This is a genomic window from Mycolicibacterium sp. SMGY-1XX, assembly GCF_059132455.1.
On sequence record NZ_CP101139.1, the window covers coordinates 2,551,357 to 2,575,122 of the forward strand.

25 protein-coding genes are annotated in these 23,766 nt (G+C 66.7%); 10 read left to right on the forward strand and 15 right to left on the reverse strand.

Annotated elements, in window-relative coordinates:
* On the forward strand, positions 1–1,734 hold the full coding sequence (gene poxB / locus NL241_RS12500) for a ubiquinone-dependent pyruvate dehydrogenase (RefSeq protein ID WP_494397704.1): 1,734 nt from the start codon (positions 1–3) through the stop codon (positions 1,732–1,734).
* 1 nt (position 1,735) lies between these two features.
* Entirely contained in the window at positions 1,736–2,584 is an 849-nt protein-coding gene (locus NL241_RS12505; RefSeq protein ID WP_494397705.1) for an SDR family NAD(P)-dependent oxidoreductase, read from the forward strand.
* Here NL241_RS12505 and NL241_RS12510 read toward each other — a convergent pair.
* The 12 genes from NL241_RS12510 to NL241_RS12565 all read right to left on the reverse strand — a co-directional run bounded on the left by NL241_RS12510 (position 2,499) and on the right by NL241_RS12565 (position 11,637).
* The gene (locus NL241_RS12510; RefSeq protein ID WP_494397706.1) at positions 2,499–3,281 is read right to left on the reverse strand and encodes a DUF6390 family protein; all 783 of its coding nucleotides are present in this window, start codon (positions 3,279–3,281) and stop codon (positions 2,499–2,501) included. The two genes, NL241_RS12505 and NL241_RS12510, sit on opposite strands and share 86 nt — an antisense overlap.
* Positions 3,278–3,532, reverse strand: coding sequence for a HypC/HybG/HupF family hydrogenase formation chaperone (locus NL241_RS12515; protein ID WP_494397707.1), 255 nt, complete (start codon positions 3,530–3,532; stop codon positions 3,278–3,280). Before NL241_RS12515 ends, NL241_RS12510 begins: the two co-directional genes overlap by 4 nt.
* Complete coding sequence (locus tag NL241_RS12520; protein WP_494397708.1) at positions 3,532–4,026, reverse strand: hydrogenase maturation protease; 495 nt, start codon at positions 4,024–4,026, stop codon at positions 3,532–3,534. The genes NL241_RS12515 and NL241_RS12520 overlap by 1 nt, the downstream gene beginning before the upstream one ends.
* Positions 4,027–4,029: 3 nt before the next feature.
* The gene (locus NL241_RS12525) at positions 4,030–4,149 is read right to left on the reverse strand and encodes a DUF6893 family small protein (protein ID WP_494397709.1); all 120 of its coding nucleotides are present in this window, start codon (positions 4,147–4,149) and stop codon (positions 4,030–4,032) included.
* Positions 4,140–5,393, reverse strand: coding sequence for a hypothetical protein (locus NL241_RS12530; protein ID WP_494397710.1), 1,254 nt, complete (start codon positions 5,391–5,393; stop codon positions 4,140–4,142). Before NL241_RS12530 ends, NL241_RS12525 begins: the two co-directional genes overlap by 10 nt.
* Positions 5,390–6,028 carry a DUF6084 family protein gene (locus NL241_RS12535; RefSeq protein WP_494398297.1) on the reverse strand — a complete coding sequence of 213 codons (639 nt, stop codon included), beginning with the start codon at positions 6,026–6,028 and terminating at the stop codon, positions 5,390–5,392. Before NL241_RS12535 ends, NL241_RS12530 begins: the two co-directional genes overlap by 4 nt.
* A gap of 5 nt (positions 6,029–6,033) precedes the next feature.
* Positions 6,034–6,654: a DUF5947 family protein gene (locus tag NL241_RS12540; RefSeq protein ID WP_494397711.1), complete on the reverse strand. Its 621-nt coding sequence runs from the start codon at positions 6,652–6,654 to the stop codon at positions 6,034–6,036.
* Complete coding sequence (locus NL241_RS12545) at positions 6,651–7,547, reverse strand: NifU family protein (protein WP_494397712.1); 897 nt, start codon at positions 7,545–7,547, stop codon at positions 6,651–6,653. Before NL241_RS12545 ends, NL241_RS12540 begins: the two co-directional genes overlap by 4 nt.
* Positions 7,544–9,340 (reverse strand): nickel-dependent hydrogenase large subunit, encoded by a 1,797-nt coding sequence (locus NL241_RS12550; RefSeq protein WP_494397713.1) that lies wholly within the window; start codon positions 9,338–9,340, stop codon positions 7,544–7,546. Before NL241_RS12550 ends, NL241_RS12545 begins: the two co-directional genes overlap by 4 nt.
* A gap of 26 nt (positions 9,341–9,366) precedes the next feature.
* Positions 9,367–10,422, reverse strand: a complete 1,056-nt coding sequence (locus NL241_RS12555; RefSeq protein WP_494397714.1) for an NADH-quinone oxidoreductase subunit B family protein — start codon at positions 10,420–10,422, stop codon at positions 9,367–9,369.
* Between the two features lie 82 nt (positions 10,423–10,504).
* Positions 10,505–11,281, reverse strand: a complete 777-nt coding sequence (hypB, locus tag NL241_RS12560) for a hydrogenase nickel incorporation protein HypB (protein WP_494397715.1) — start codon at positions 11,279–11,281, stop codon at positions 10,505–10,507.
* A 20-nt stretch (positions 11,282–11,301) separates the two neighbouring features.
* Positions 11,302–11,637, reverse strand: a complete 336-nt coding sequence (locus tag NL241_RS12565; RefSeq protein ID WP_494398298.1) for a hydrogenase maturation nickel metallochaperone HypA — start codon at positions 11,635–11,637, stop codon at positions 11,302–11,304.
* A 140-nt stretch (positions 11,638–11,777) separates the two neighbouring features.
* On the opposite strand from NL241_RS12565, the gene hypF reads away from it, so the two are divergent.
* The 6 genes from hypF to NL241_RS12595 all read left to right on the forward strand — a co-directional run bounded on the left by hypF (position 11,778) and on the right by NL241_RS12595 (position 18,289).
* The gene (gene hypF, locus NL241_RS12570) at positions 11,778–14,105 is read left to right on the forward strand and encodes a carbamoyltransferase HypF (RefSeq protein WP_494397716.1); all 2,328 of its coding nucleotides are present in this window, start codon (positions 11,778–11,780) and stop codon (positions 14,103–14,105) included.
* Complete coding sequence (locus NL241_RS12575) at positions 14,078–14,377, forward strand: HypC/HybG/HupF family hydrogenase formation chaperone (protein ID WP_494397717.1); 300 nt, start codon at positions 14,078–14,080, stop codon at positions 14,375–14,377. The genes hypF and NL241_RS12575 overlap by 28 nt, the downstream gene beginning before the upstream one ends.
* Positions 14,361–15,464, forward strand: coding sequence for a hydrogenase formation protein HypD (hypD, locus tag NL241_RS12580; RefSeq protein WP_494397718.1), 1,104 nt, complete (start codon positions 14,361–14,363; stop codon positions 15,462–15,464). The genes NL241_RS12575 and hypD overlap by 17 nt, the downstream gene beginning before the upstream one ends.
* Positions 15,457–16,530, forward strand: coding sequence for a hydrogenase expression/formation protein HypE (hypE, locus tag NL241_RS12585; protein ID WP_494397719.1), 1,074 nt, complete (start codon positions 15,457–15,459; stop codon positions 16,528–16,530). The genes hypD and hypE overlap by 8 nt, the downstream gene beginning before the upstream one ends.
* A gap of 33 nt (positions 16,531–16,563) precedes the next feature.
* A complete protein-coding gene (locus NL241_RS12590; protein WP_494397720.1) occupies positions 16,564–17,637 on the forward strand; it encodes a phosphotransferase family protein in 1,074 nt (357 codons plus the stop codon).
* Between the two features lie 166 nt (positions 17,638–17,803).
* Positions 17,804–18,289 carry a 2-isopropylmalate synthase gene (locus NL241_RS12595; RefSeq protein WP_494397721.1) on the forward strand — a complete coding sequence of 162 codons (486 nt, stop codon included), beginning with the start codon at positions 17,804–17,806 and terminating at the stop codon, positions 18,287–18,289.
* A gap of 22 nt (positions 18,290–18,311) precedes the next feature.
* Here NL241_RS12595 and NL241_RS12600 read toward each other — a convergent pair whose 3' ends face one another.
* Positions 18,312–19,796, reverse strand: a complete 1,485-nt coding sequence (locus tag NL241_RS12600) for a cytochrome P450 (RefSeq protein WP_487688744.1) — start codon at positions 19,794–19,796, stop codon at positions 18,312–18,314.
* Between the two features lie 149 nt (positions 19,797–19,945).
* Here NL241_RS12600 and NL241_RS12605 point away from each other — a divergent pair, with 149 nt between their 5' ends.
* Positions 19,946–20,590 carry a TetR/AcrR family transcriptional regulator gene (locus tag NL241_RS12605; RefSeq protein ID WP_487688748.1) on the forward strand — a complete coding sequence of 215 codons (645 nt, stop codon included), beginning with the start codon at positions 19,946–19,948 and terminating at the stop codon, positions 20,588–20,590.
* Between the two features lie 29 nt (positions 20,591–20,619).
* Positions 20,620–21,516 carry an SDR family oxidoreductase gene (locus NL241_RS12610; RefSeq protein ID WP_487688751.1) on the forward strand — a complete coding sequence of 299 codons (897 nt, stop codon included), beginning with the start codon at positions 20,620–20,622 and terminating at the stop codon, positions 21,514–21,516.
* Here NL241_RS12610 and NL241_RS12615 read toward each other — a convergent pair.
* A complete protein-coding gene (locus tag NL241_RS12615) occupies positions 21,482–22,660 on the reverse strand; it encodes an AAA family ATPase (RefSeq protein ID WP_487688754.1) in 1,179 nt (392 codons plus the stop codon). The genes NL241_RS12610 and NL241_RS12615 overlap by 35 nt on opposite strands.
* Positions 22,661–22,709: 49 nt before the next feature.
* On the reverse strand, positions 22,710–23,765 hold the full coding sequence (locus tag NL241_RS12620; protein WP_494397722.1) for a DNA polymerase IV: 1,056 nt from the start codon (positions 23,763–23,765) through the stop codon (positions 22,710–22,712).
* Position 23,766: the final 1 nt, after the last annotated feature.

The window sequence follows — 23,766 nt, forward strand, 5'->3', positions numbered from 1 at the left end:
ATGACCACAGTTGCCGATCACGTCATCTCAGCGTTGCAGAGCAGCGGGGTGCGCCGGGTGTACGGACTGCCCGGTGACAGTCTCAACGGGCTGACCGACGCGATCCGGCGTGCACCCGAAGTCACCTGGGAGCACGTCCGTCACGAGGAAGCGGCCGCCTTCGCCGCGGCCGCCGATGCCGCGGTGACCGGCCGGCTCGCGGTGTGCGCGGGCAGCTGTGGCCCTGGCAACCTGCATCTGATCAACGGCCTGTTCGATGCGCAACGCAGCCGTGTCCCCGTCCTGGCGCTGGCTGCCCACATCCCGCGGACCGAGATCGGATCCGAGTACTTCCAGGAGACGCATCCGCAGGAGTTGTTCAAGGAGTGCAGCGTCTACTGCGAACTGGTCAGCACCCCGGAGATGCTGCCCCGCATCCTGTCCATGGCCATGCGGGCCGCCGTCGAGGAGAACGGGGTGGCTGTCGTCGTCGTCCCCGGGGAGGTGTTCAACGCCAAGGCGGACATCTCGCCGTGGGCCGCGCCGGTGTTGCCCACCAGTTCGGTGGTGCGACCCGATGACGACGCACTGGCCCGCGCTGCCTCGATCCTCAACGGCGCCAACAACATCACCATTCTGGGCGGAGCGGGCGTCGCGGGTGCGCACGAGGCGCTGCTGCAGCTGTGCGCCACGTTGCAGGCACCCGTGGTGCATGCGCTCAGGGGTAAGGAGTACATCGAGTACGACAACCCCTACGACGTCGGGATGACGGGGCTGCTCGGCTTCGCGTCCGGCTACAAGGCGATCAAAGAAGCCGACGTCCTGCTGATGCTGGGCACCGACTTTCCGTATCAACAGTTCTATCCCGACAACGCCACCGTCATCCAGGTCGACATCCGGGGCCGCAACATCGGCCGCCGAACTCCCGTCGACCTCGCCCTGGTGGGCACGGTGGCCGACACACTGGCCGCGTTGGCGCCTCTGCTCACCCGGAAAACCGACGACACCCATCTGCAGCGTTGCCTTGCGCACTACCGCAGAACCCGCAAGTCGTTGGACGCGTTGGCGGTCAACGATCGGGACAAGACGCCGATCCGGCCGGAATACCTTGCCGCCCTGACCAGTCAGCTGGCCAGTGACGACGCGATCTTCACCGTCGACGTGGGTTCCCCGGTGGTCTGGGCGGCGCGTTATCTGCAGATGAACGGCAGGCGGCGACTGCTCGGTTCCTTCAATCACGGCACCATGGCGTGCGCGCTGCCGCTGGCCATCGGCGCCCAGACCACCGACCGCGGCCGCCAGGTGGTGGCGTTCGCCGGTGACGGCGGGCTGACGATGCTCTTCGGTGAGCTGATCACCCTGATGCAGAACAAGCTGCCGGTCAAGTTGGTGGTGTTCAACAACTCGTCGCTGAACTTCGTCGAGTTGGAGATGAAGGCAGCGGGCATCGTGAACTTCGGCACCGAGTTGGAGAACCCGAACTTCGCGGCCGTCGCGCAGGCCATGGGAATGTTCGGTCGCCGCGTCGAACGCCCCGGCGACCTCGACGCAGCGTTGCGCGACGCGTTCGCCCACCCCGGTCCTGCGGTGATCGATGTGGTCACCGCCCGCCAGGAACTGTCCATCCCGCCCGCGATCACCGTCGAGCAGGCAAAGGGGTTCTCCCTGTACGCCATTCGCACCATCCTCGCCGGCCGCGCGGACGAGCTGCTCGACCTCGTGAGCACCAACGTCGCGCGACGACTGCTCGACTGACATGCACCGCAAGACAGCGGTGGTCACCGGCGCCAGCAGGGGAGCGGGGCGGGGTATCGCCGCAGCGCTGGGAGCCGCGGGATGGCGCGTCTACGTGACCGGTCGCTCCGATGCGAAATCGGGCCGGCGTACCACCATCGAGGCCACCGCCGCCCAGGTGTCGGCGGCCGGCGGTGACGGTGTGCCGGTCCGTGTCGACCACGCCGACGACGAGTCGGTGGGACAGCTGTTCGCGCGGGTGGCCGAGGAGTCGGGTCGGCTGGATCTGTTGGTGAACAACGCCGCAGCCATCCATGAGGATCTGACCAACCCCGCACCCTTCTGGGACAAACCGATCGGGTTGGCCGACGTGCTGGACGTCGGGTTGCGGTCCGGCTACGTCGCGTCCTGGCACGCGGCGCGGTTGATGGTGGGCCAGGACCGGGGTCTGATCGTGTTCACCTCGTCGCCCGGGTCGGTCTGCTATATGCACGGTCCTGCCTATGGTGCGCAGAAGGCCGGCGTGGACAAGTTGGCGGCTGACATGGCGGTGGATTTCCGCGGCACCGGTGTTGCGGTGGTGTCGATCTGGATGGGCATCCTGCTGACCGAGAAGCTGCGCCGGGCCTTCGAGGGAAATCCGCACGGCCTTGCCGAGTTCGCAGAGCACGCCGAAACTCCGGAATTCACCGGGCATTTGGTGAATGCGCTCTACCACGATCCCGATCTCGCCGAGATCAGCGGCCAGACGTTGATCGGCGCCGAACTCGCGCAGCGCTACGGCATCACCGACGAGGACGGTCGCAGACCGGCTTCGCACCGGGAGATCCTCGGCTCGCCGAGGGTGCCGCACCCGGCCGTGGTGCGCTGATCCGGTTCACCAGCGTCAGTGTCGCCTGGGTGGCCTGCACCAGCGCCGCGCATTCCGCCGCGTCCAAGGGTTCGCACACCCAATCCCAATGAGCCGAAACGGTTTGCCCGGGGCGCGGACGGGGGGACAATCTGGTCTCAGCGCGGCACCACCGCACGGTTTCGGGCCGTACCGGTCCCAACGACAGCCACTCCCCATCGAAACGCAGGGGAGCCGATTCGATCACTGCGTGCTCGTTGCCCACCGACGTCACCACGCCCCAACGGATACGACAGTCCTGCAAGATCTTCAGCGGTGTTTCCGGACCCGACACGAGGAACCGGATCCACGGGTACACCACCAAGACGTGAAAGCTGTGATGCGCCAGGGCGTGCGCGTCGTCCGGCAGCGCATCGAGGAGTCCGGTCGGTTGGCCCGCCATGACCCGGCGGATCCTGCTGACCAGCTGCACGGGGTCCACCCGGTCGAGCAACGGCCCTCCCACCCAGTAACTGCGCACCACCTCGGAGTCCAGGGGGTCCAGGCCGCACGCGGCGCCGATCTCCTGCAGATACGGCCACGCGCCGGCGAAACCTTCGGCGTGCCGCTGTACCTGCTCGGGTGCGTTCGGCTGCAGCAGAACCGAGGCATCCGGTGGCCCGCAGTAGCCCAACTCGTTGGGCGGAAAGGCGTAACGGGCGAACAATGCCGAACTCACGGCGGTTCCGGCTGATCGACACCGGAACGCAGCAGTTCCATGCCGGCCAATGCCTCCCGCGCTCCGGCTTCGTCAGTCTTCTCCACCACGAAACCCATGTGGATGATCACCCAGTCCCCGGCGGTGAACGTCTCCTCGGCGAGCATGCCCACATTGACCTTTCGCGGTTCACCGGCCACGTCCACCAGCGCGAGCTGGTCACCGTATCCGTCCAGCATCGTGATGACGCGTCCAGGGATGCCCAGGCACATCAGCTCGGCCTCGCTTCCGCAAAGTCCTTACGCAGCATGGACACCGCGGATCGCACCGCGTCGGCGGCCAGGGGGACGGCCGCGCCGACCGCGTCCGAGAGGCCGATTCCTTCGGTGAGTTCACCCACTTGGCACCCCACCACAATGGTGCGCGGCGGGGTGCCGCCCAGGGTGCGTAAGGTCGCCATCACCGCACCCGGGTCCACACTGTGCACCTCGAGGCCGCCGGCGGCAGGCAGCTCCTGTAGGTCGGCTTCGAACACCCGTATCTCACCGGGGGCGCCATTGTCGGGCAGTGCGTCGACCAGGACCAGCGCGTCGCAGTCGTCGAGCAGGTCATACGCCAAGTGCATGCCCCCGATGCCGTAGTCGACCACCCGGACGTCCTCACCGAGGCAATCACCCTGCCGGACAACACGAATCACCTCGCATGCGACGCCGTCGTCGCCGAGGAAGATGTTGCCGACCCCGGCAACCAGAATCTGTGGGCGCACGGGCTACATGTGCCGCATCTTCAGATAACGCTTGATATCGGGAATGGACCGTATACCCACCACCACGCCGGCGATCACCACGCCGGCGAAGAGTGCGGTGGCGATCCGTCCGATCACCTCCATGTCGTGCTCCTCTCGGGAAGGGGTTCGATTTCCTCTGGTGAGAAGTACAGGTAACGCCCATACCAGTCGTGCAGATCGGCGGCGGGATCGTCGTCAACCACCACGGCCACGTGGATGGCGCCGTCGAGGTCCTCGTGCACCGCGGTGACTCTCGCCGTCTTTCCGGCGACGAACATGTCCTGGGCGTCGGCTCGTCGCGATGGTCGCAGCCGGACCCGGCTGCCTGCTGTCACCACCGTCTCGCCGACCCGCACGGACTCCCGCGGACGCTCTGCGGTGTCGGGGTCCCGTCGGGCGCCGTGCAGACCGAACATGGCCTCGGCCGTCATCCCGTCGCACTGGTCGATGACGCGACCGGCGTACCGGTCGGTGGCGCGGGCCTGCGCCTTCTCCTCATCGGTCATCGTCATCACGCGCAACGTGAGTATCTCGTCGATCTCGCACGAGTCGTAGAGCGCACCTGCGCTCTCGGGAGCGATCTCGGGATGGTCGTAGAGGATGATCGGCGAAACCAGCACATCGTGGTGGCTGCCCGGCGGGCCGGCCAGCACGGGGAAGCATCGGTGATGGCGGCACCGGTCCACGGCTGCCTGCAGATGCGGCGGCGTCTCGAGCAGAGACACGAAGTTTCCGGACCCCGTGTGGGCGATGACATGCGCACCGAGCATCGAGCGGGCGACCGCGTCCCTACGGTCGACGGCCGGCGAACCGCAATTGGCCACGGTGATCGTGACGAGATCCGCAAGGCCCTCCGGATGTATGCGAACTTCCAGCGTCCCGCGGATCTCCGCACGATCGCGCACCAGCCGGCCCCCGGGCACTGCTTCGACCTCGGTATGCGCCGGCGCCACCACGGGAAAGGAGACGGGAGCGCCGAAACCGATATCGGTGAACGTCCGTTCCACCTCGACCGCCTCGTCCCACGTGAGCCAGGATCCCGCCGGTGAGTCCAGTTGATCGACCGGCTGGTAACGGCCGTCACCGGTGGCGCGTTCGGCTCGCCGGTGCTGCAGATGCAGGAAACGCACCGTCACCTCGAGATCGCGCATATCGGTGACGGGGACCTGGGCCGTCAGCGAATTGTCCTCGCCCAGAGCGTTGTCGGCGGCGCCGGGAGGCCCCAGGACGCCGAACTGCCAGCGGGACTGGTTCTTGGCCGACGACGCCCGGTACGGGTAGAGCAGGTAACCCTCATAGAGCACCGCGTCTGCAATCCGGCGCACCGGTTCCCAGTGGTCGCTCATGGGGTTCCCTCGGGGAGTTCGCCGAGCAGCGCCGCGACAGCCGCGTCCAGATCCAGCAGGCCCCGCACCGACTTGAACCGCGCCAGCGCCGCGGCAGTCTCGTGGCCCAGGCGTACCCATCCGTGATCGGGATAGTGGCGGGACATCAGGTCGCGCCACACCTCGACAGGCATGTCGTACCGATCGTCGCGGTCCCAGGACACCTGCTGCACCGCGAATCCGGATTGACCCGCAATGAAAATGGTTCCGCTGAACAGGAATTGGAGCGGCACGGTGTCTTCGCGGAGGGCGTGCAGGTATTTGGTGGCCGCTACTTCGAAGTCATAGGTGCACTGCAGCGGAAGGCTGACCTGCGTGGCGCCGGTGAACCCGGGCACCATGGTGCCGGTGTGCATCCACAGGAAGGTGCGCTGGGTATCCGCCCATCGCTGTCGCGGCCCGAACAGGTCCAGCAGCCCGGCAGCTTCGGCGTCGGAGTACCGGCGCCGAGACGGCTCGATGCGTACCTGGGCGCGCAGAGCGATGGCGTGAACGGGTTCGTCGGCGGTGCACGACACCCGGGCAGCCAGCTGGGGAGTCACTGCGTATGGCTCCGGGGCGATGTCGAGCACCCCGAACGACACGGCACCTGTCAACACCGTCACCTCGGGACACCTCGTGCACGGCCGGCGATCTGTTCGAAGAACTCGTCGAGGTATCGGCGCGCCTGCTGCCCACCGTCGAAACCCCGCCAGCGCCTGCGCAACCCGCCGACCAGCTCATAGCAGGCGTCGATCGGGACCAGGAAGCACTGGGTGTGGCTTCCGGTCGCGCGCATCAGCAGCGCCTCGACATCGGCGGTCATCATGCCGACGCGGGGATCGGCGTCGACGACGTGTTCCCACGCCTCGGAATCCATCTCGGATTCGGTGGCGCCGGCCGGTCCCGGATAGAACACGACGGCCCTGTGCAGCACCGAATTGTGAAACAGGAAAGCCAGATCCACCGGAATCTGCGCTGCGGCCCACAGTTGGGTGCCCACCTCGAAGCCGGGGAACGCCAGGTACCGATCCGGAACGGCCCGGTAGCGCAGTTCGGCCGTCGAGTCGGTGAACAACAGATGGCACCCTCTGCACACGCACATCAGCTGACGGCCCTGGATGTTCACCACGTGCCGGTGCACGTCGCCGATCGCCTCGGCACACATCTCACAGCGCTCACCGGTGCCTGCGGTGGATGGTCTGGAGGCGATGCGGGACAACACCTCGTAGGGGGTGGTCATACGGTCAGTCCTGTCGGTTCCGCCGTGGCCACGCACAGCACGCCGTCGCGCGCCAGGAGGGGCACGGGTTCCAGGTGCCCGGCGGTGCCACCGCACGCGATGCCGGCGTGCACCACGTCGAATTCGGCGTGGCAGCGTGGACAGTGCAATACCGGATCGGGCCGGCCGGGGTGACGCCGCAGCACGGCACCGGCGAGGGTGCCGGTACAGCCGGCGCAGTGGTCGCGGTACACGAAGAGCTGGTCATCGATGCGGCAGGCCAGCACGTCGACACCGCCGATGTCGAAACCGCCGGTTTCACCCGGGGCCAGATCAGCCAGGCCCGGTACCGGGTGCCACGAGGTGGCGTTGCGTGAACGCACCGGCCCGAACAGAGATTGGGCCGGAATCACCGGGAGATCAACGCGTGCTGCGGGTCCGGTGACCACCTCGATCTCGCTGATCTCCGGTGCGGCGGCGCGCAGCGCATCTTCGACCGCCAGCTCCAGTGTGACCGCCGACGACGGACAACTCTTGCAACTGCCGGTGAATCGGAGCCGGACCGCGAAATCGGCGGTCACCTCCAGCAATTCGACGTCGCCGCCGTGCGAACCGAGGTAGGGCCGGACACTGTCGAGTGCGTCGGAGACCCTGCGCCCGATATCGTGTGGATGCAGCCCGTGCACCACGAGCAGGCTGGCCACCAGATCATCGCGCGCGTAACGGTTCACCGCATCGGTGTCGCTGAGCGCCACCATGCGCGCCAGCGCGGCACCGTACAGTCCCGCGACCTCGGCGACGAGCTGCTCAGCACGCTCCCGTGTCACCGCCGCATTCACGGCGGGTGAGCTGACCGCGTCGAGTAGCTCCTGGATTCGCTCACCCGCCCCGCGCCACCAACGCTCGTCGGTCATTCCCCGGTGGCTGTCTGGGTGGGGGAGTGCAGCCGTTGCAGGGTCTTCCCGTCTCCGAGGTACATGTGCACACCGCACGGCAGGCACGGGTCGAAGCTGCGCACGGTACGCATGATGTCGATGCCCTTGAAGTTCTCCCGGCTGTTCTCCTCGAAGATGGGTGTGCCCTGTACGGCATCCTCATACGGGCCCGGCGTGCCGTAACTGTCTCGCGGATTGGCGTTCCACGGTGTCGGCGGATAGGGATGGTAGTTGGCGATCTTGCCGTCGCGGATCACCATGTGGTGGCTCAGTACCCCGCGTACCGCCTCGGTGAAGCCGCAGCCGATGCCCTCGTCGGGCACGTCGAACGGTTCCCAGGTCTTGGTGCGGCCGGCGCGGATTTCCACCAGCGCCTTCTCCGCGAAGTGCAGCGCCGCGGCGGCCGCGTAGGCCTGGAAGTATGTCCGTGCCCGGTTGCGTTCCAAGGTGTTACTGCCGTATTGCGGTATGTGCCATTCCAATTCGACCGGGCCCTTGAGCGCGGTCTTGGGAAGGTTGATCTGTACGCTCTGGCCGGTCGATTTGACGTAACCGATGTCCACCAGCCCCCCCAGCGCGGTGGACCACATACGGGCCAGGGCGCCACCGCCGGTGTCGAGCGCCAGGTGTTCCGTGCCGTCGAACCACCTCGGTGACATGACCCAGCTGTACTTGTCGTCCATGTCGCGCTTCTGTGGGCGTGGGTTGGTGTGCTGGTTCCACGGATGGCGACGGTCCACCGGATTGCCCAGGGGGTCGGTCCGGACGAACATCTCCTGGTCGGTCCAGTCGTCGTAATACGAACTGCCCAGCAGGATCCGGATACCCAGGTTGATGTCGACCAGGGAGTGGGTGACGAGCTTTCCGTCGACCACCACACCGGGGCTGACGAACATGGCGTCGCCCCACTGGTTCATGTCCCGGTAGTTGAAGTTGCACACCTCCGGGTCCTGGAACGAGCCCCAGCAACCCAGCAGGGTGCGGCGCAGCCCCACCTTGTCGTAACCCGGTATGGCTTCGTAGAAGAAGTCGAAGAGATCGTCGTGCATCGGCACGACCTTCTTCATGAATTCGATGTAGCGCATCAGCCGGGTCATGTAGTCGGTCATCAGCTGAATGGTGGCCACCGTACCGATCCCGCCCGGATACAGCGTCGAGGGATGGACGTGGCGGCCTTCCATCAAGCAGAACATCTCGCGGGTGTAGCGGCTCACCACCAGTGCCTCGCGGTAGAACTCGCCGGTGAACGGATTGAGCGCCCGCATGATGTCGGCGATCGTCCGGTAGCCGTGCGCGTCGGCGTGCGGCGCCGCCGCGTTCTCGGCTCTCTTCAGCACGCCCGGGTTGGTCTCGGACACCATCTTCTCGCAGTAGTCCACCCCCACCAGGTTCTCCTGGAAGATGTTGTGGTCGAACATGTATTCCGCGGCCTCGCCGAGATTGACCAACCACTCGCCGAGATTCGGGGGCTTGACGCCGTAGGCCATGTTCTGCGTGTAGCACGAGCAGGTGGCGTGGTTGTCGCCGCAGATCCCGCAGATCCGGCTGGTGATGAAATGCGCGTCGCGGGGATCCTTGCCCTTCATGAAGATGGAGTAGCCGCGGAAGATCGACGAGGTGCTGTGGCACTCGGCCACCTGGCGGTTCTCGAAGTCGATCTTGGTGTAGATACCGAGGCTGCCGACGATGCGGGTGATGGGATCCCACGCCATGTCGACGAGTTGGCCTGGCTGACTGTTGATCTGGGACGGCTCTGGGATGATTGTTGTCATCGATCTTCGCATTCTGTGTCGTGCGCTCACCAGGTTCGCCGGGCGCCCGTGAGCAGCTCATCCCCGCGTGTACGCCAGCTTGGTTCCTTGTCGACGGTGCGGCCGGTGATGTGGCGCAGACTGCGGATCACCGAGCCGTAGAGCCCAGACGCGGTGGTGGACAGCTTGCCGCCGGGCGGTTCATCCATGAACGGCATGAACATGTCCGGAAAACCGGGCATCGTGCACCCGATGCAGATGCCGCCGACGTTCGGGCAGCCGCCGACCCCGTTGATCCACCCTCGTTTCGGCACATTGCATTTCACGACCGGACCCCAGCACCCGAGCTTGACGATGCACTTCGGCGAGCCGTACTCGGTCGCGAAATCGCCCTGCTCGTAGTAGCCGGCCCGGTCGCATCCCTCGTGCACGGTCATACCGAACAGCCAGGTCGGGCGTAACGCGTCGTCCAGCGGAATCATCGGCGCTTGCCCGGTGGCCATGTACAACAGGTAGGTCAGTGTCTCGGAGAGGTTGTCGGGGTGCGTCGGACAGCCCGGCACACACACGATCGGAATGCCGGCCTTGCTCTTCCAATCCCAACCGAGATAGTCCGGCACCCCCATCGCGCCGGTCGGATTGCCCGCCATGGCATGTATGCCGCCATAGGTGGCGCACGTGCCTGCGGCCACCACGGCGGTGGCTTTGGGTGTCAGCCGGTCCAGCCACTCACTGGTGGTGATCGGCTGCCCGGTCGCGGGATCGTTGCCGAACCCACACCAGTAACCGTCGTCGTGAAGGTCCTCATTGGGAATCGAGCCCTCCACGACGAGGACGAACGGATCGAGTTCGCCCCGATCGGCTTTGAAGAACCACTGCAGGAAATCATCGGCGCCGTTGTTCGGGCCGCACTCGAAGTCGATCAACGGCCAGTGCACGGCCACCTGGGGGAGGCCGGGCAGGGCGCCGAGGGCGATCTCCTCGATGGTCGGCTGCGTGGCTGCCGTCAGCGCCACCGAATCGCCGTCGCAACTCAGACCCGCGTTGATCCACAACACGTGGATCAGCGTCTGCTCCGCTTTGACTGCTGCTTCTCCCGCCATGTTGCGGCTTCCCGGGGCGAACTGCACCCCTGGCGCCGCCGGAGTCGACCATCGGCCCACTTGCGCGGCGTTGGTTCTGGGTCTACTCCAGCGCAGCTGTGATGTCAATCACATGCTTGCGCATGGATGCGAACCGCCGAACCCAGGTGAACCAGGCCGTCATGCCCTCACCCGTACGGGCGCTGACGGGCAGGATCGGCACCGTGGGGTTCACCTCCCGCACGTGGGTCAGATAGCGGTCGACGTCCACATCCAGGTAGGGCACCAGGTCGAGCTTGTTGAGCAGGATCACGTCCACCGCGCGGAACATGACTGGGTACTTCAGCGGCTTGTCCTCGCCTTCGGTCACCGAGTAGACCATCGCCCTGGCGTGTTCTCCCACGTCGAATTCCGCGGGGCACACCAGGTTTCCGACGTTCTCGATGATCACCAGATCCAATGCCGGCAGGTCGAGGCCCTGCAGGGCGCGGTTGACCATCGGCGCATCCAGGTGGCATTCGCCACCGAAACCGTTGCTGGTGTTCAGCAGTGTGATCTGGGCGCCCCGGCCGCGCAGTGCTGCGGCGTCCAGGTCGGTGGCGATATCGCCTTCCACCACGCCCACCGCCAACTCGCCGGCCAGTTCGTCGAGGGTGGCCGCCAGCACCGTCGTCTTGCCGGATCCTGGTGAACTCATCATGTTCAGGGCACGAATGCCGTTCGACTCGAAGGCCTCCCGGTTGTAGGAGGCGCGGATGTCGTTTTCCGCGAAGATCGATTTCAGGACGTCGACCCGGTGGGTACCGGTGTCGTAGCCGGTGTGGTCGCCATGGTCGTGGCTGTGCTCGGTACCGTCCTCGTGACGGTGAAATCGGCCCACCGCGCGCTCCTTTCTCGCCTTCAGGTGACGTCGAGCGACGTGACCAGGAATTCGTCACCGTGCACCACCCGTACATCGGCGCTGCGGCAGGCTGGACACAGCACCGACCACCGCGACTCGATGGGTCCGCGCCGCCCACACGACCTGCAGTCCACCTCGGCGGGCACCACTTCCAGTTCCAGTTCGGCGTCCGGCATACATTCGTGCTCGCGCAGCAGTGACCAACAGAACTCCAGCGACTCGGGTACAACCTGTCGCAACGCGCCCACCCGAACACGCACCACCGTGACGTGCCGGCCGCCCGCGTACGGCCGGACCACCGCCGCGATCGATTCGCACAGCGACAGCTCGTGCATGCTGTCCATGCTGCTCCCAACTGAGGTGAATCGGGTGCGCAATCGTCATCGCCGCCAGGGTTTCGGGGCTAGCCTGAGGAGGACCCACCGCGCCCACAGCCCATCCGGCGCGAGAGGTCGGCGCTGTTTCAGGAGGTCCAATGAGGACCGAACCACAAACTTCGGCGACGGTGCGCGTGCGACTCGACATCACCGGCGTGGTGCAGGGTGTCGGGTTCCGCCCATCGGTCGCCCGGATCGCCGCACACCACGGCGTCTCCGGCTTCGTTTTCAACGACTCCGGCGCGGTGCACTGCGAGCTGCAGGGCCCACCCGATGCGGTGCAGGCGGCGCTCACGGACCTCCGAGCGCACCCGCCACCGATGGCGCGTATCGATGAGCTGCGCAGCGCTGCGGTGACAGTGCGCGGCGACGAGAAGGACTTCACGATCGTCGACAGTGCCCACGACGAGGGGGCGCGCACCCTGGTGCCGCCGGACACCGCGCTGTGCGCCGACTGCCTGCGCGAGATGCGGGACCCCGCGAATCGCCGGTTCGAGCATCCCTTCATCACCTGCACCAACTGCGGGCCGCGCTACACCGTGATCACCGACCTGCCCTACGACCGGCCGGCCACCACGATGGCCCGCTTCGACATGTGTCCGGCATGCGCCGCGGAATACCACGATCCGCTGGATCGCCGGTACCACGCGCAGACCATCGCCTGCCCCGACTGCGGTCCGCGGCTGGACTGGCAGGGGCCCGGGGACAGCGCGCATCCGCTGGAGGCGGCGGTGCGCGCCCTGGACGACGGGCTGATCGTGGCGGTAAAGGGCGTGGGCGGCTACCACCTCGCGTGCCGCGCCGACGACGACACCGTCCTCACCCGCCTGCGCACACGGAAAAGTAGGCCTGCCAAGCCATTTGCGCTCATGGTGGGCGACGTCGCGGCAGCGGGGGAGGTGGCCGAGGTGAGCTCTGCGGCGGCCGCGATGCTGACCTCCGCGGCCGCGCCGATCGTGCTGATGCCCCGCCGAGGCCACCGCGTGGTGCAGGCCGTCGCTCCCCACAGCGGCGACCTCGGAGTGATGTTGGCCTATTCACCGGTGCACCACCTGCTGTTCTCCCGGCTCGGATCCGTGCCGTTGGTGATGACCTCGGCGAACCTGGGCGGCTCGCCGATTGTGTTCCGGGACTGTGACATTGGTTTGCTGGCCGGACTGGCCGACGGTGTGCTGGGCCATGACCGGCCCATCCACGTCCCGTGTGAGGACTCGGTTGTGACCGTGGACGCCCACGGCGACGTGGTACCGATCCGCAGGTCGCGAGGCTATGCTCCGCTACCGGTGTCGGTGCCGCGTGCCGGTAGCGGGCCCGTCATCCTGGCCACCGGCGGTGACCTGAAGACCACGTTCTGTCTGATGGCCTCCGACGGCCGGGCGCACATGTCCTCGCATCTGGGTGACATGGCCGACCCGCGCACCCAGGCCGGCTTCGATGCGGTGTTACGTCATCTGGTGCACATGACGGACCGCCGCCCCGACGTGATCGCCTGCGACCAGCACCCGGGATACGCCACCACTTCGTGGGCGCAGCGGCAGCAGTTGCGCACCGTACGCATTCAACATCACCATGCGCACGCGGTCTCGTTGCTGGCCGAGCACAACAGACTGGGCACCCCCACCGTCGTCGCCGCCTACGACGGCACCGGATACGGCACCGACGGCACCATCTGGGGAGGTGAACTGCTGGCGATCTCGGACCCCGCCCGGTTCACCCGGGTGGGGCACCTCGCAACGTTCGGGCTGCCCGGCGGCGAAGGCGCTATCCGGCAGCCCGCTCGCATCGCGCTCGAACTTCTCCACCGGGCCGGCGTCGAGTGGAGTGCTGATCTGCCCCCAGTCAAGGAGGTGGGCAGAAACGGTGAACACATTCTGCGCCAACAGATCCCGCGCGGCATCGGTTGCACCCCCACCACCAGCATGGGGCGGTTGTTCGACGCGGTGGCAAGCCTGCTCGGGGTGTGCCAGGCCGTCACTTACGAAGGCCAGGCCGCAACCGAGCTCGAGCACGTTGCCCGTGCCGGGTGCCCGGTCCCGCTACCCGCGGTGGTGAACGGCGGCGTCATCGAAACCGTTCCGATGATCCGCGGCTTGGCCGAAGGGATGCGTCGCAAAGTGCCGGTCGCGGATCTGGCGGCGGGCTTCCATCAGGCGGCGATCGGCGCGACGGTGATCGCGGTCAGTCGGTGCGCCCGTGCTCGCGCCATCACGACGGTGGGACTGACCGGCGGGGTCTTCGTCAACCATCTACTGCTCGACGGGGTGCGCAAGAAGCTGACCGACAACGGTTTCGAAGTCCTGGTGCACCAGGTCTTGCCGTGCAACGACGGCGGACTGGCACTGGGGCAGGCGGTGGCCGCGGCGGCATCGAACGCAGGCGACAACGACAGGAGCAACACATGTGTCTCGGTATCCCCGGCAAGGTGATCGAGATCTGGGACGAGGCGGGCACCCGGATGTCCACCGTCGATTTCGGCGGCACCACCAAGGCGGTGTGCCTGGCCTACCTCCCGGACATGACGATCGGGGAGTACGCCATCGTGCACGCCGGGTTCGCGATCGCACGGCTCGATGAGACATCGGCCAACGACACCTTGAAGATGTTCGCCGACCTCGGCGTCCTCGACGAGGAACTGGCCGGCAACGCAGGACAGGGCAGCACAGTAGGAGGAGTGGACCGCGATGAAGTACCTCGATGAGTTCCGCGATCCGGATGTCGCGCGCGCACTGGTCGAGGAGATCAAGCGTACCGCGCGCCGCACCTGGACGATCATGGAAGTGTGTGGTGGACAAACACATTCGATCATCCGCAACGGGATCGACCAGCTGTGCGGGGACGCCGTGGAGTTCATCCACGGACCAGGGTGCCCGGTGTGTGTCACCCCGTTGGAGATGATCGACCGCGCCCTGGAGATCGCCGCGCGGCCGGAGGTGATCTTCTGCTCCTTCGGTGACATGCTGCGAGTTCCCGGCAGCCGGTGCGATCTGTTCAGCGTGCGGGCGCGCGGCGGCGATGTGCGCATCGTCTACTCGCCGTTGGACGCCACCCGGGTGGCCGCACAGAATCCCGACAGCCAGGTGGTGTTCTTCGGAGTGGGTTTCGAGACCACCGCGCCGGCAAATGCCATGGCCGTCCTCCACGCCCAGCGGCTGGGTCTGACCAATTTCTCCATGCTGGTGTCTCACGTCCTGGTGCCACCGGCCATGACGGCGATCTTGAGTTCCCCCGCCAACCGGGTCGAAGGATTCCTGGCCGCTGGACATGTCTGCACCGTGATGGGGACATCCGAATACGGCCCTCTGGCGCGCCGATTCGAGGTACCCATCGTGATCACCGGCTTCGAGCCGCTGGATCTGCTCGAAGGGGTCCGTCAAGTGGTCGGACTGCTGGAGGCCGGTGTGGCCGAGGTGCGCAACGCCTATCCTCGCGCCGTCACCGACGCCGGTAACACGGTGGCGCAGGAGATCCTGCGCGATGTGTTCACCGTGACCGACCGGCAGTGGCGGGGCATCGGTGAGATCCCACAATCAGGGTGGAGGCTGTCACCGCGTTACGCGCAGTTCGACGCCGAAACCCGGTTCGGCGTGGGCGATCTCCATGTGCAGGAGTCCGCCGAATGTCACAGCGGAGAGGTGCTGCAGGGGCTGTTGAAACCCAACGAGTGCCCCGCTTTCGGGACGACGTGCACCCCGCGGACGCCCCTAGGGGCCACCATGGTGTCCAGCGAGGGCGCGTGCGCGGCCTACTACCAGTTCCGCAGACTCGAAGCGCCGGCTCATGTCTGACGCGTCCCCGGCCGTCGACCCCGCCAACTGGGTGTGCCCGGCGCCGCTGCGGGAGACCACACGGATCGTGCTCGGGCACGGGGGCGGCGGCGTGTTGTCCGAGGAACTGGTGGAGAACCTGTTCTTCCCGGCGTTCGGCACCGGTGCCGGTGCGGCACGCGATTCGGCGCTGGTGCAGGTGCCCGCAGGCCGGGTTGCGATCACCACCGATTCGTACGTGGTGGCGCCGGTGTTCTTCCCCGGTGGCAACATCGGCGATCTGGCGGTCAACGGCACCATCAACGACCTGGCCTGCAGTGGTGCGATGCCGCTGGCGCTGACAGCCGGGTTCATCCTCGAGGAGGGGCTCGAACTCGAGATACTGGGTGTCATTGCGCAGACGATGGGAAAGGCGGCTGCCGACGCGGGCGTCAGTATCGTCACCGGTGACACCAAGGTGGTGCAGAAGGGTTCCGCGGACCAGCTTTTCGTCAACACCGCGGGTATCGGCGTGGTCGCCGACGCCGTCGACATCGCACCCGAACGGGCGCGGCCCGGCGATCATGTGCTGGTGTCGGGAGCGATGGGCGAACACGGAGTCGCGATCATGAGCGTGCGCGAAGGGATCGATTTCGGCACCGTGGTCACCACCGACAGCGCGCCGTTGCACCGATTGGTGGCAGCCATGCTGGCCTCCGCCGGGGCCGCCGGTGCGGTTCACGCACTACGCGACCCGACTCGCGGGGGACTGGTGGCCGCGGTGGTCGAGATCGCCCGCGCCGCGGGAGTGGGCGTCGAGCTCGACGAAGCGGCGATCCCGGTGCCCGACACGGTGGCCTCGGCATGTTCCTTTCTGGGACTGGACCCGCTACAGGTGGCCAACGAGGGCAAGCTGGTGGCGTTCGTCGATCCTGCGCACAGCGAGCAGCTGCTGGAAACGATGCGGGCCCGTCCCGAGGGAACCGGCGCGGCGCGGATCGGGCGCGTGGTGGCCGAGCATCCCGGCATGGTGGTGGGAAGGACGGCATTCGGCACCACCCGCGTCATCGAACGTGAACTCGGCGAACAACTTCCGCGCATCTGCTGACCAGGGCCGCCTCACTCGCGTAAGAAAAGGGACGTGCCTGCGACATCGAGTGACACCCTGGCCGACCACGACGTGGCTGCACTGAGGGGTTGGCTGCGAGCTCAGCACCTGGGATCGGAGATCAGCCACGTCGAACCGTTGACCGGTGGCACGCAGAACATCGTGGTCCGCCTGGTCCTGGACGGGGACACCGACCGCCGGGCGCTGGTATTGAGGCGACCACCGTTGCACCCCAGACCCAACAGCGATCGCACGATGCAACGTGAGATCGCGGTGCTGACCACGCTGGCCGACAGTGGTGTCCCGCATCCCAGGTTCGTCCGGGCCTGTGAAGATCTCGATGTCCTCGGGGTGGTGTTCTACCTGATGGAGGATGTGGACGGCTTCAACCCGGGTACGGAGGTCACCCACGCCTACATCCACGACGCGGGCATGCGGCATCAGGTGGGGCTCAACTACGCCGCCGACCTCGCGCGTCTGGGACAGGCCCGGTGGCGGGGGCTTCCGCTGCAACGGCTGCACAAGCCGGGGTCGTTCCTGGGCCGTCAGGTGCCGGGTTTCCTCAGCCTGCTCGACAGCTACCGCAAACTCGGTGGCTATTCTCCGGATTCGCTGCCCGAGGTCGGATCTCTGGCGCAGTGGTTGCAGGACAACCGGCCCCCCGATGCCGAACCCGGGATCATGCACGGCGACGCGCATCTGAACAATGTGCTGCTGCGGCGGGAGACACCGGAGGTGGCCGCCTTCGTCGACTGGGAGATGTGCACCGTCGGTGACCCCCTGTTGGATCTCGGCTGGATCCTGGTGTGCTGGCCCGACGACCCGGACCCCATCAATGCCGGGTCCGAACTCGCCGCGCTCGGGGGGCTGCCCAGCCGCGGCGAGATCGTCGACGCGTACCGCGCCGCGGGCGGGCGCGCCACCGACCGGCTCGACTGGTACATCGCGCTGGCGTGCTTCAAGCTCGCGATCGTCATCGAGGGGACCTATGCGCGGTATCTGGCCGGGCTGGCCGACCGGGACGCAGGCGAACGCCTGCACGACAACGCGGCCAACCTGATCCAGCTCGGCCGCCGGGTGGCCGCCGGCGATCAGCCTTTCGTGTGAGGCGCGAAACCGGTTGCGGGACCACGCGAGCACCCGCTAGTGTCGCGTCCGTGCATCACATTCTCGTAGTAGCTCCCCGCAGCGGGGTCTGATCCAGACCGACCCCCCGCTGTGGGTCGGAAGCTACTACCCGTCGGTCGCCTCCCTCCGAGTCGAAAAGACCGACATGACCGCACACATCACCGCGAACACCGCCACCCCCGCACTCTGCCTCGACCTGTCCCGGGCCCCGCTGCCGCTCGGACTCCGTGAGCAGGCCGAGGACATGTCCTGGGACGGTTTCCTGGCCGCCTACGGGCACAGCGCGGGCCCGCTGGAGCTGAGCCACTGGGAGTGCACCGATCAGCGCGGCGTCTCCCGGTGGCTCGGGCCGCGGACGTACCAGGCGACCTTCACCATCGGGGGTCACACCAGCATGGCCAGCGCGTCGGCCCCGGGACCCATCGCTGCGATGACCGCCATGCTCCACGAGCGCGGCTTCGGCCTCGAAATGCTCAACTTCCACCAACGGCAGATGGGTCGCGACACCGTGACCTTCATCCGAGGGACCGACGGCGTGCACGACGAGTGGGCGATGGCGTGGGCCGAAGACGCCACCCAGTCGGCGCTGCGCGCGGTCATCGCGTGCGCCAACCGACTGGCGAACGGCTAAGCGACCACCGGGGTCGCGGCCCTCAGTAGATCGGCCGCAGGGTGACCGGCATGCCGTCCATCGGCACCGGCATGCCGCCGTAGTCCAATCGGGCCTTGTATCCGGGACGCGGCGGCTCGAGCCGGTAGCGGCGCAGCAGGCGGTGCATCACCGTCTTGATCTCCAGCTGGCCGAACACCATGCCGATGCACTTGTGCGCGCCACCGCCGAACGGCGCGAACGCGTAGCGGTGCTGCTTGTGCTCGTTGCGCGGCTCGGCGAAGCGGGCCGGATCGAACTTCTCCGGATCGGTCCACAGCTCGGGCAGATGGTGGTTGACCGACGGCCAGGTCACCACGTTGGTGTTGGCGGGAATGAAGTGGCCGAGCAGCTCGGTGTCCCGCACGGTCGACCGGACGTTGAACGGCAGCGGCGTCACCAGGCGCAGCGACTCGTTGATCACCAGATCGAGAGTTTCGAGCTTCTCCAGCGCCTCGATGTCGAGCGGCCCGTCGCCGAGGCGGTCACACTCTTCGCGGCAGCGGTCCTGCCAGTCCTGATTGGCGGCCAGGTGGTACGCCATGGTGGTCAGCGTGGACGTCGACGTATCGTGCGCCGCCATCATCAGGAAGATCATGTGGTTCACGATGTCCTGGTCGGTGAAGCGGTTGCCGTCCTCGTCCTCGGTGTGGCACAGCACCGTGAGCATGTCGGTGCCCTGGGCGCGGCGGCGTTCCTTGACCCGTTCCTCAAAATAATTGTCGAGGACCTTGCGAGCCTGCAGCCCGCGCCACCACTTGAACGGCGGCAGCCCGGTGCGGATGATGGCGCCGCCGGCGCGCGTGGTCATGGTGAACGCGTCGTTGACCTTGGTGACCAGTTCTTTGTCGCTGCCGGGCTCATGGCCCATGAACACCACCGACGCGATGTCGAGGGTCAGCTCCTTGACCGCCGGATAGAACAGGAAGCGGGGATCGTTTTCCACCCAGTCGTTGGCGATGACGTGCGAGGCCACCTTGTCGATGTGCTCGACGTAGCCGGACAGCCGGGTACGGGTGAAGGCTTCCTGCATGATGCGGCGATGGAACATGTGTTCCTCGAAATCGAGCATCATCAGCCCGCGGTTGAAGAACGGACCGATGACCGGATCCCAGCCCTTCTGGGAGAAGTCCTTGTTGCGGTTGGAGAACACCGCCTGCGTGGCGTCGGGGCCCAAAGCGACGACGCTGGGCAGCGCCGGTGAGTACGCGTAGTGCAGTGGGCCGAACTTCTTGTACACCTGCAACAGGTAGTCGGGACCACCACGGAAGGTCTCGATCATGTGCCCGAGGATCGGCACGCCCGAATCACCCATCACCGGTTTGAGCTCGCTGCCGGGAGGGGGCTCGGCCAGGACGAACTGCTTGAACTCGTGCTCACGAAGTCGCTTCTCGACGACTCCCAGACCGGGGAGGTTGTTCATGGTCGGCGTCAGCCGGCGTTTGGCCTGGTCGATCAGGTAGTCGGAAGTGTTGATCGTGGCGGGCATGGGCACTACTCCTCGAGAAGCTCCGTGCGGGCTGGTGACCGATCGACCACGTCGATGCGGTGTGGCGTGAGCCACTTATTCCATATTCACTGGCCTTCTTGACGCCTGTCAAGTTTCATTCGAGTGCAAGTGTGGTGCATGGTTAGAACGTGAGCGTTCCCCAGCAGTCCGACCCGGGCGATTCCGTCCCCCGCCGACGCGGCGACCGGCAGCGGCACGCCATCGTCAAGGCGGTGCGGGAACTGCTCGAGGAAACCCCGTTCGCCGACCTGTCGGTCAGCGCCATCAGCGACCGGGCCGGCGTCGCCCGGTCCGGCTTTTACTTCTACTTCGACTCCAAGTACTCCGTCCTGGCGCAGATCCTCGCCGAAGCCACTCAGGAACTCGAAGAACTGACCCATTTCTTCGCCGCCCGCGGAGAGGACGAGTCGCCGGCGGCATTCGCCAAGCGGATGGTCGGCAGTGCCGTCGTCGTCTTCTCGCACAACGACCCGGTGATGTCGGCCTGCAATATCGCCCGCAACGCCGATGCGGAGATCCGCAAGATCCTCGACGACCAGATCGACACGATCATCAATCAGATCGTCGCCAACATCTCGGCCGAAGTGGCCGCCGGGACGGCCCACCCCATCAGCGATGACCTGCCGATGCTGGTCCGCACCCTCGGCGCCACCACCGCGTGGATGCTCTCCGGCGACTCGACGTTCATCGGCCCCGAGGGGGACCTGCAACGCGGGGTCGCAGTGCTCGAGCAGCTGTGGCTGCACGGTTTCTGGGGCGGCGCTGCGGCCTGAGCCCGCGTCGCGTCGGTAGGGTCGCGCCTATGGCTGAGCTCGGCGATTTCGCGAACAAGCGTTGTTTTCTCACCGGGGCGGCCAGTGGTATCGGCCGCGCCACTGCGCTGCGGCTGGCCCGCGACGGCGCTGAGCTGTTCCTGACCGACCGCGACGCCGAGGGACTGGAACTGACCGTCGCCGACGCCCGGGCACTGGGTGCGCAGGTCCGCGCGTACCGCGCGCTCGACATCTCCGACTACGACGCCGTGGCTCAGTTCGCCACCGATATCCACGCTGCCCACCCCCCGATGGACCTGGTGTTCAATATCGCCGGAGTCTCGGCCTGGGGGACTGTGGACCGACTCAGCCACCAGCAGTGGCGGTCGATGATCGACATCAACCTGATGGGCCCGATCCACGTCATCGAGACCTTCGTGCCGCCGATGGTCGCCGCCCGTCGGGGCGGTCACCTGGTGAACGTGTCCTCGGCCGCGGGACTGGTGGCGTTGCCGTGGCACGCCGCCTACAGCGCGAGCAAGTACGGTCTGCGCGGGCTGTCCGAGGTGTTGCGATTCGATCTGGCCAAGTACCGGATCGGGGTCTCGGTGGTGGTGCCCGGCGCGGTGAAGACCCCGCTGGTGAAATCGGTCGAGATCGCCGGTGTGGACCGCGATCACCCCAAGGTGGCGCCGTGGGTGGATCGGTTCTCCGGGCACGCGGTCTCACCCGAACATGTCGCCGAGCGGATCCTGACCGGAGTCAGGAAGAACCGTTTCCTGGTCTACACCTCACCCGATATCCGGGCGCTGTACATGTTCAAACGTGTTGCCTGGTGGCCGTACAGCGTGGCGATGCGCCAAGTGAATGCGGTGTTCACCCGCGTACTCAAGCCGGCGACCGCCCCGCCGCTCACCGCGAACCCCAATCCCACGGCGGAGCGGTGAGTTGCGTCTGCCCGACGATCCGGGTCTCACCGCAGTCCTTGAAGAACTCGATGCGTCCCGTTTCCTGCTCGCCTTCGTCGAGAAAATCGATCATCGACCGCGAGTGTGTGACGACCAGAACCTGAGTGACCCTGGCCGCCGAACGGATGAGGGTGGCCAGGGGACGAACGAGATCGGGATGTAGTGATGTCTCCGGCTCGTTGAGCACCATCAGCGACGGCGGACTGGGGCTCAGCAGTGCAGCGGCCCAGAGCAGGAAACGCAGTGTGCCGTCCGACAACTCAGCGGCGCGCAGCGGACGCAGCATTCCGGGTTGGTGCACGGCGAGATCGAAGAGCCCTTCGGTGGCCGTCACCGAGACCCCGGCGCCGTTGAACGCCTCGGCGAACGTGGCGTGCAGTTCGTCCGAATTGGATCCCGACCCCGCCTCGATGATGGTCTGGATGGCCGCGGCCAGATCGCTTCCGTCATCAGCGAGCACCGGGGTCCGGGTGCCCACTTGCGGGTGGCGCGCCGGCGCAGCGGCATCGACACGAAAACCGTCGTAGAAACGCCAGGACCGCAACCGATCTCGCACCGTGGACAGTTCCGGTAGCTCACCGGGGTGCGCGAACTCCGCTAGAACGCTGCGATAGGTGGGTAGGCCGCGGGTCAGTTGGTCGAAGCCGCGCCCGGATTCCGAACGTGCCTCGGCCAGGGGACCACCACGGCGCACCAGCGTCGAATTCGGGCGCGGTGCCGGGCCCACGAACACCGACTCCCGCTTGATCTCCGGATCCCGGGCGAAAGCCGACTGGATACCCGCCATCTGGGGCAGGCCCAGGTCGACGAGGTAGCCGAAATCATCTGCGGCGAAGCCCATTTCGAGTGAGATCGACCGGGTTCGGGTGGTGCCTTCGGTGCGTCCGGTGCGACGCGCGCCCTTCGTCTGCTCGGGGCCCGCCCACAGCGCCGACTGCAGTCCACCCTCCCTGGCCAGCGAGCCGATGACCTCTCCGCGACCGCAGTCGGCCAGCAGCCGCAGGGCGCGGTACAACGACGATTTACCGGTGCCGTTGGCGCCGGTCACGACGGTGAGCTGCTGCAGAGGCAGAGCGACGTCCCGCAGGGACCGGTAGCCCCGGACGGCGACGGTGTGCAACATGACTGCCACGGTAACCATCACCGGTGACAGAAGGAGTGCACCAGACGTGTCAGCGCACTGCGGAGGGCTGGGGTTCAGGCATGACGAGCTCGAGGCGCACGCCCAGGAGCCGGACCGGGCGGTCCAGCTCGAACAGGTGCAGAAGATCCAAAGCCGTTGCGGTGATGAGCTCCTGATCGACGCTCGGTGAGGGAAGTTTGCGGATCTTGGTGCGGGTGTAGAAGGTGCTGGTCCGTACGGTGACGGCGACCCGGCTCACCACTCGGCGCTGCTCGATGATCTCCGCCAGCGTCTCGCACGCCAACCGGCATACCGCGGCGTCGATCTCGGATCGCTCGGTGAGGTCGACGGGGAAGGTGGTGACATGACTGCGGGACCTGGGCACCCACGGTTCGGCCCGTACGTCGTCGTCGCCTCCTCCCTTGGCCAGCAACAGGATCCACAGTCCGGTGGTGGGACCGAACGTCGACGTGAGCACGGTGGAATCGGTTGCCGCGAGGTCCGCGACCGTGGTGATGCCCAAAGTGGCAAGCTTTTTCGCGGTCTTCGGTCCGACGCCCCACAGTGCGTCCACCGGTCGGTCACCCATCACCGACATCCAGTTGTCGTCGGTGAGGATGAAGACACCGGCCGGCTTGCCGAAACCGGTCGCGACCTTGGCCCGCTGCTTGTTGTCGCTGATACCCACCGAGCAGGACAGTCCGGTTTCAGCGGCGATGACCGCACGGATCTGGTCGGCGAGTGCCACCGGGTCGTCGACGTCGGCGCCGACGTAGGCCTCGTCCCATCCCCAGACCTCGACCGGATGCCCGAGGTCACGCAACAGGCCCATCACCTGCTCGGAGGCGGTGTCGTAGGCCTCGGGATCCGATGGCAGAAACGTGGCCTCCGGGCAGCGCCGAGCCGCGGTGCGCAGCGGCATCCCGGCGTGTACGCCGAATTCGCGGGCCTCGTAGGACGCGCAGGTGACCACCTTGCGCGGTTCCGTGGGGTCCCCGCTGCCGCCGACGATGACGGGAAGGCCTGCCAGTTCGGGGCGGCGACGTAATTCGACCGAGGCCAGGAACTGGTCGAGATCGACGTGCAGCACCCAGCGCGGCTTCATC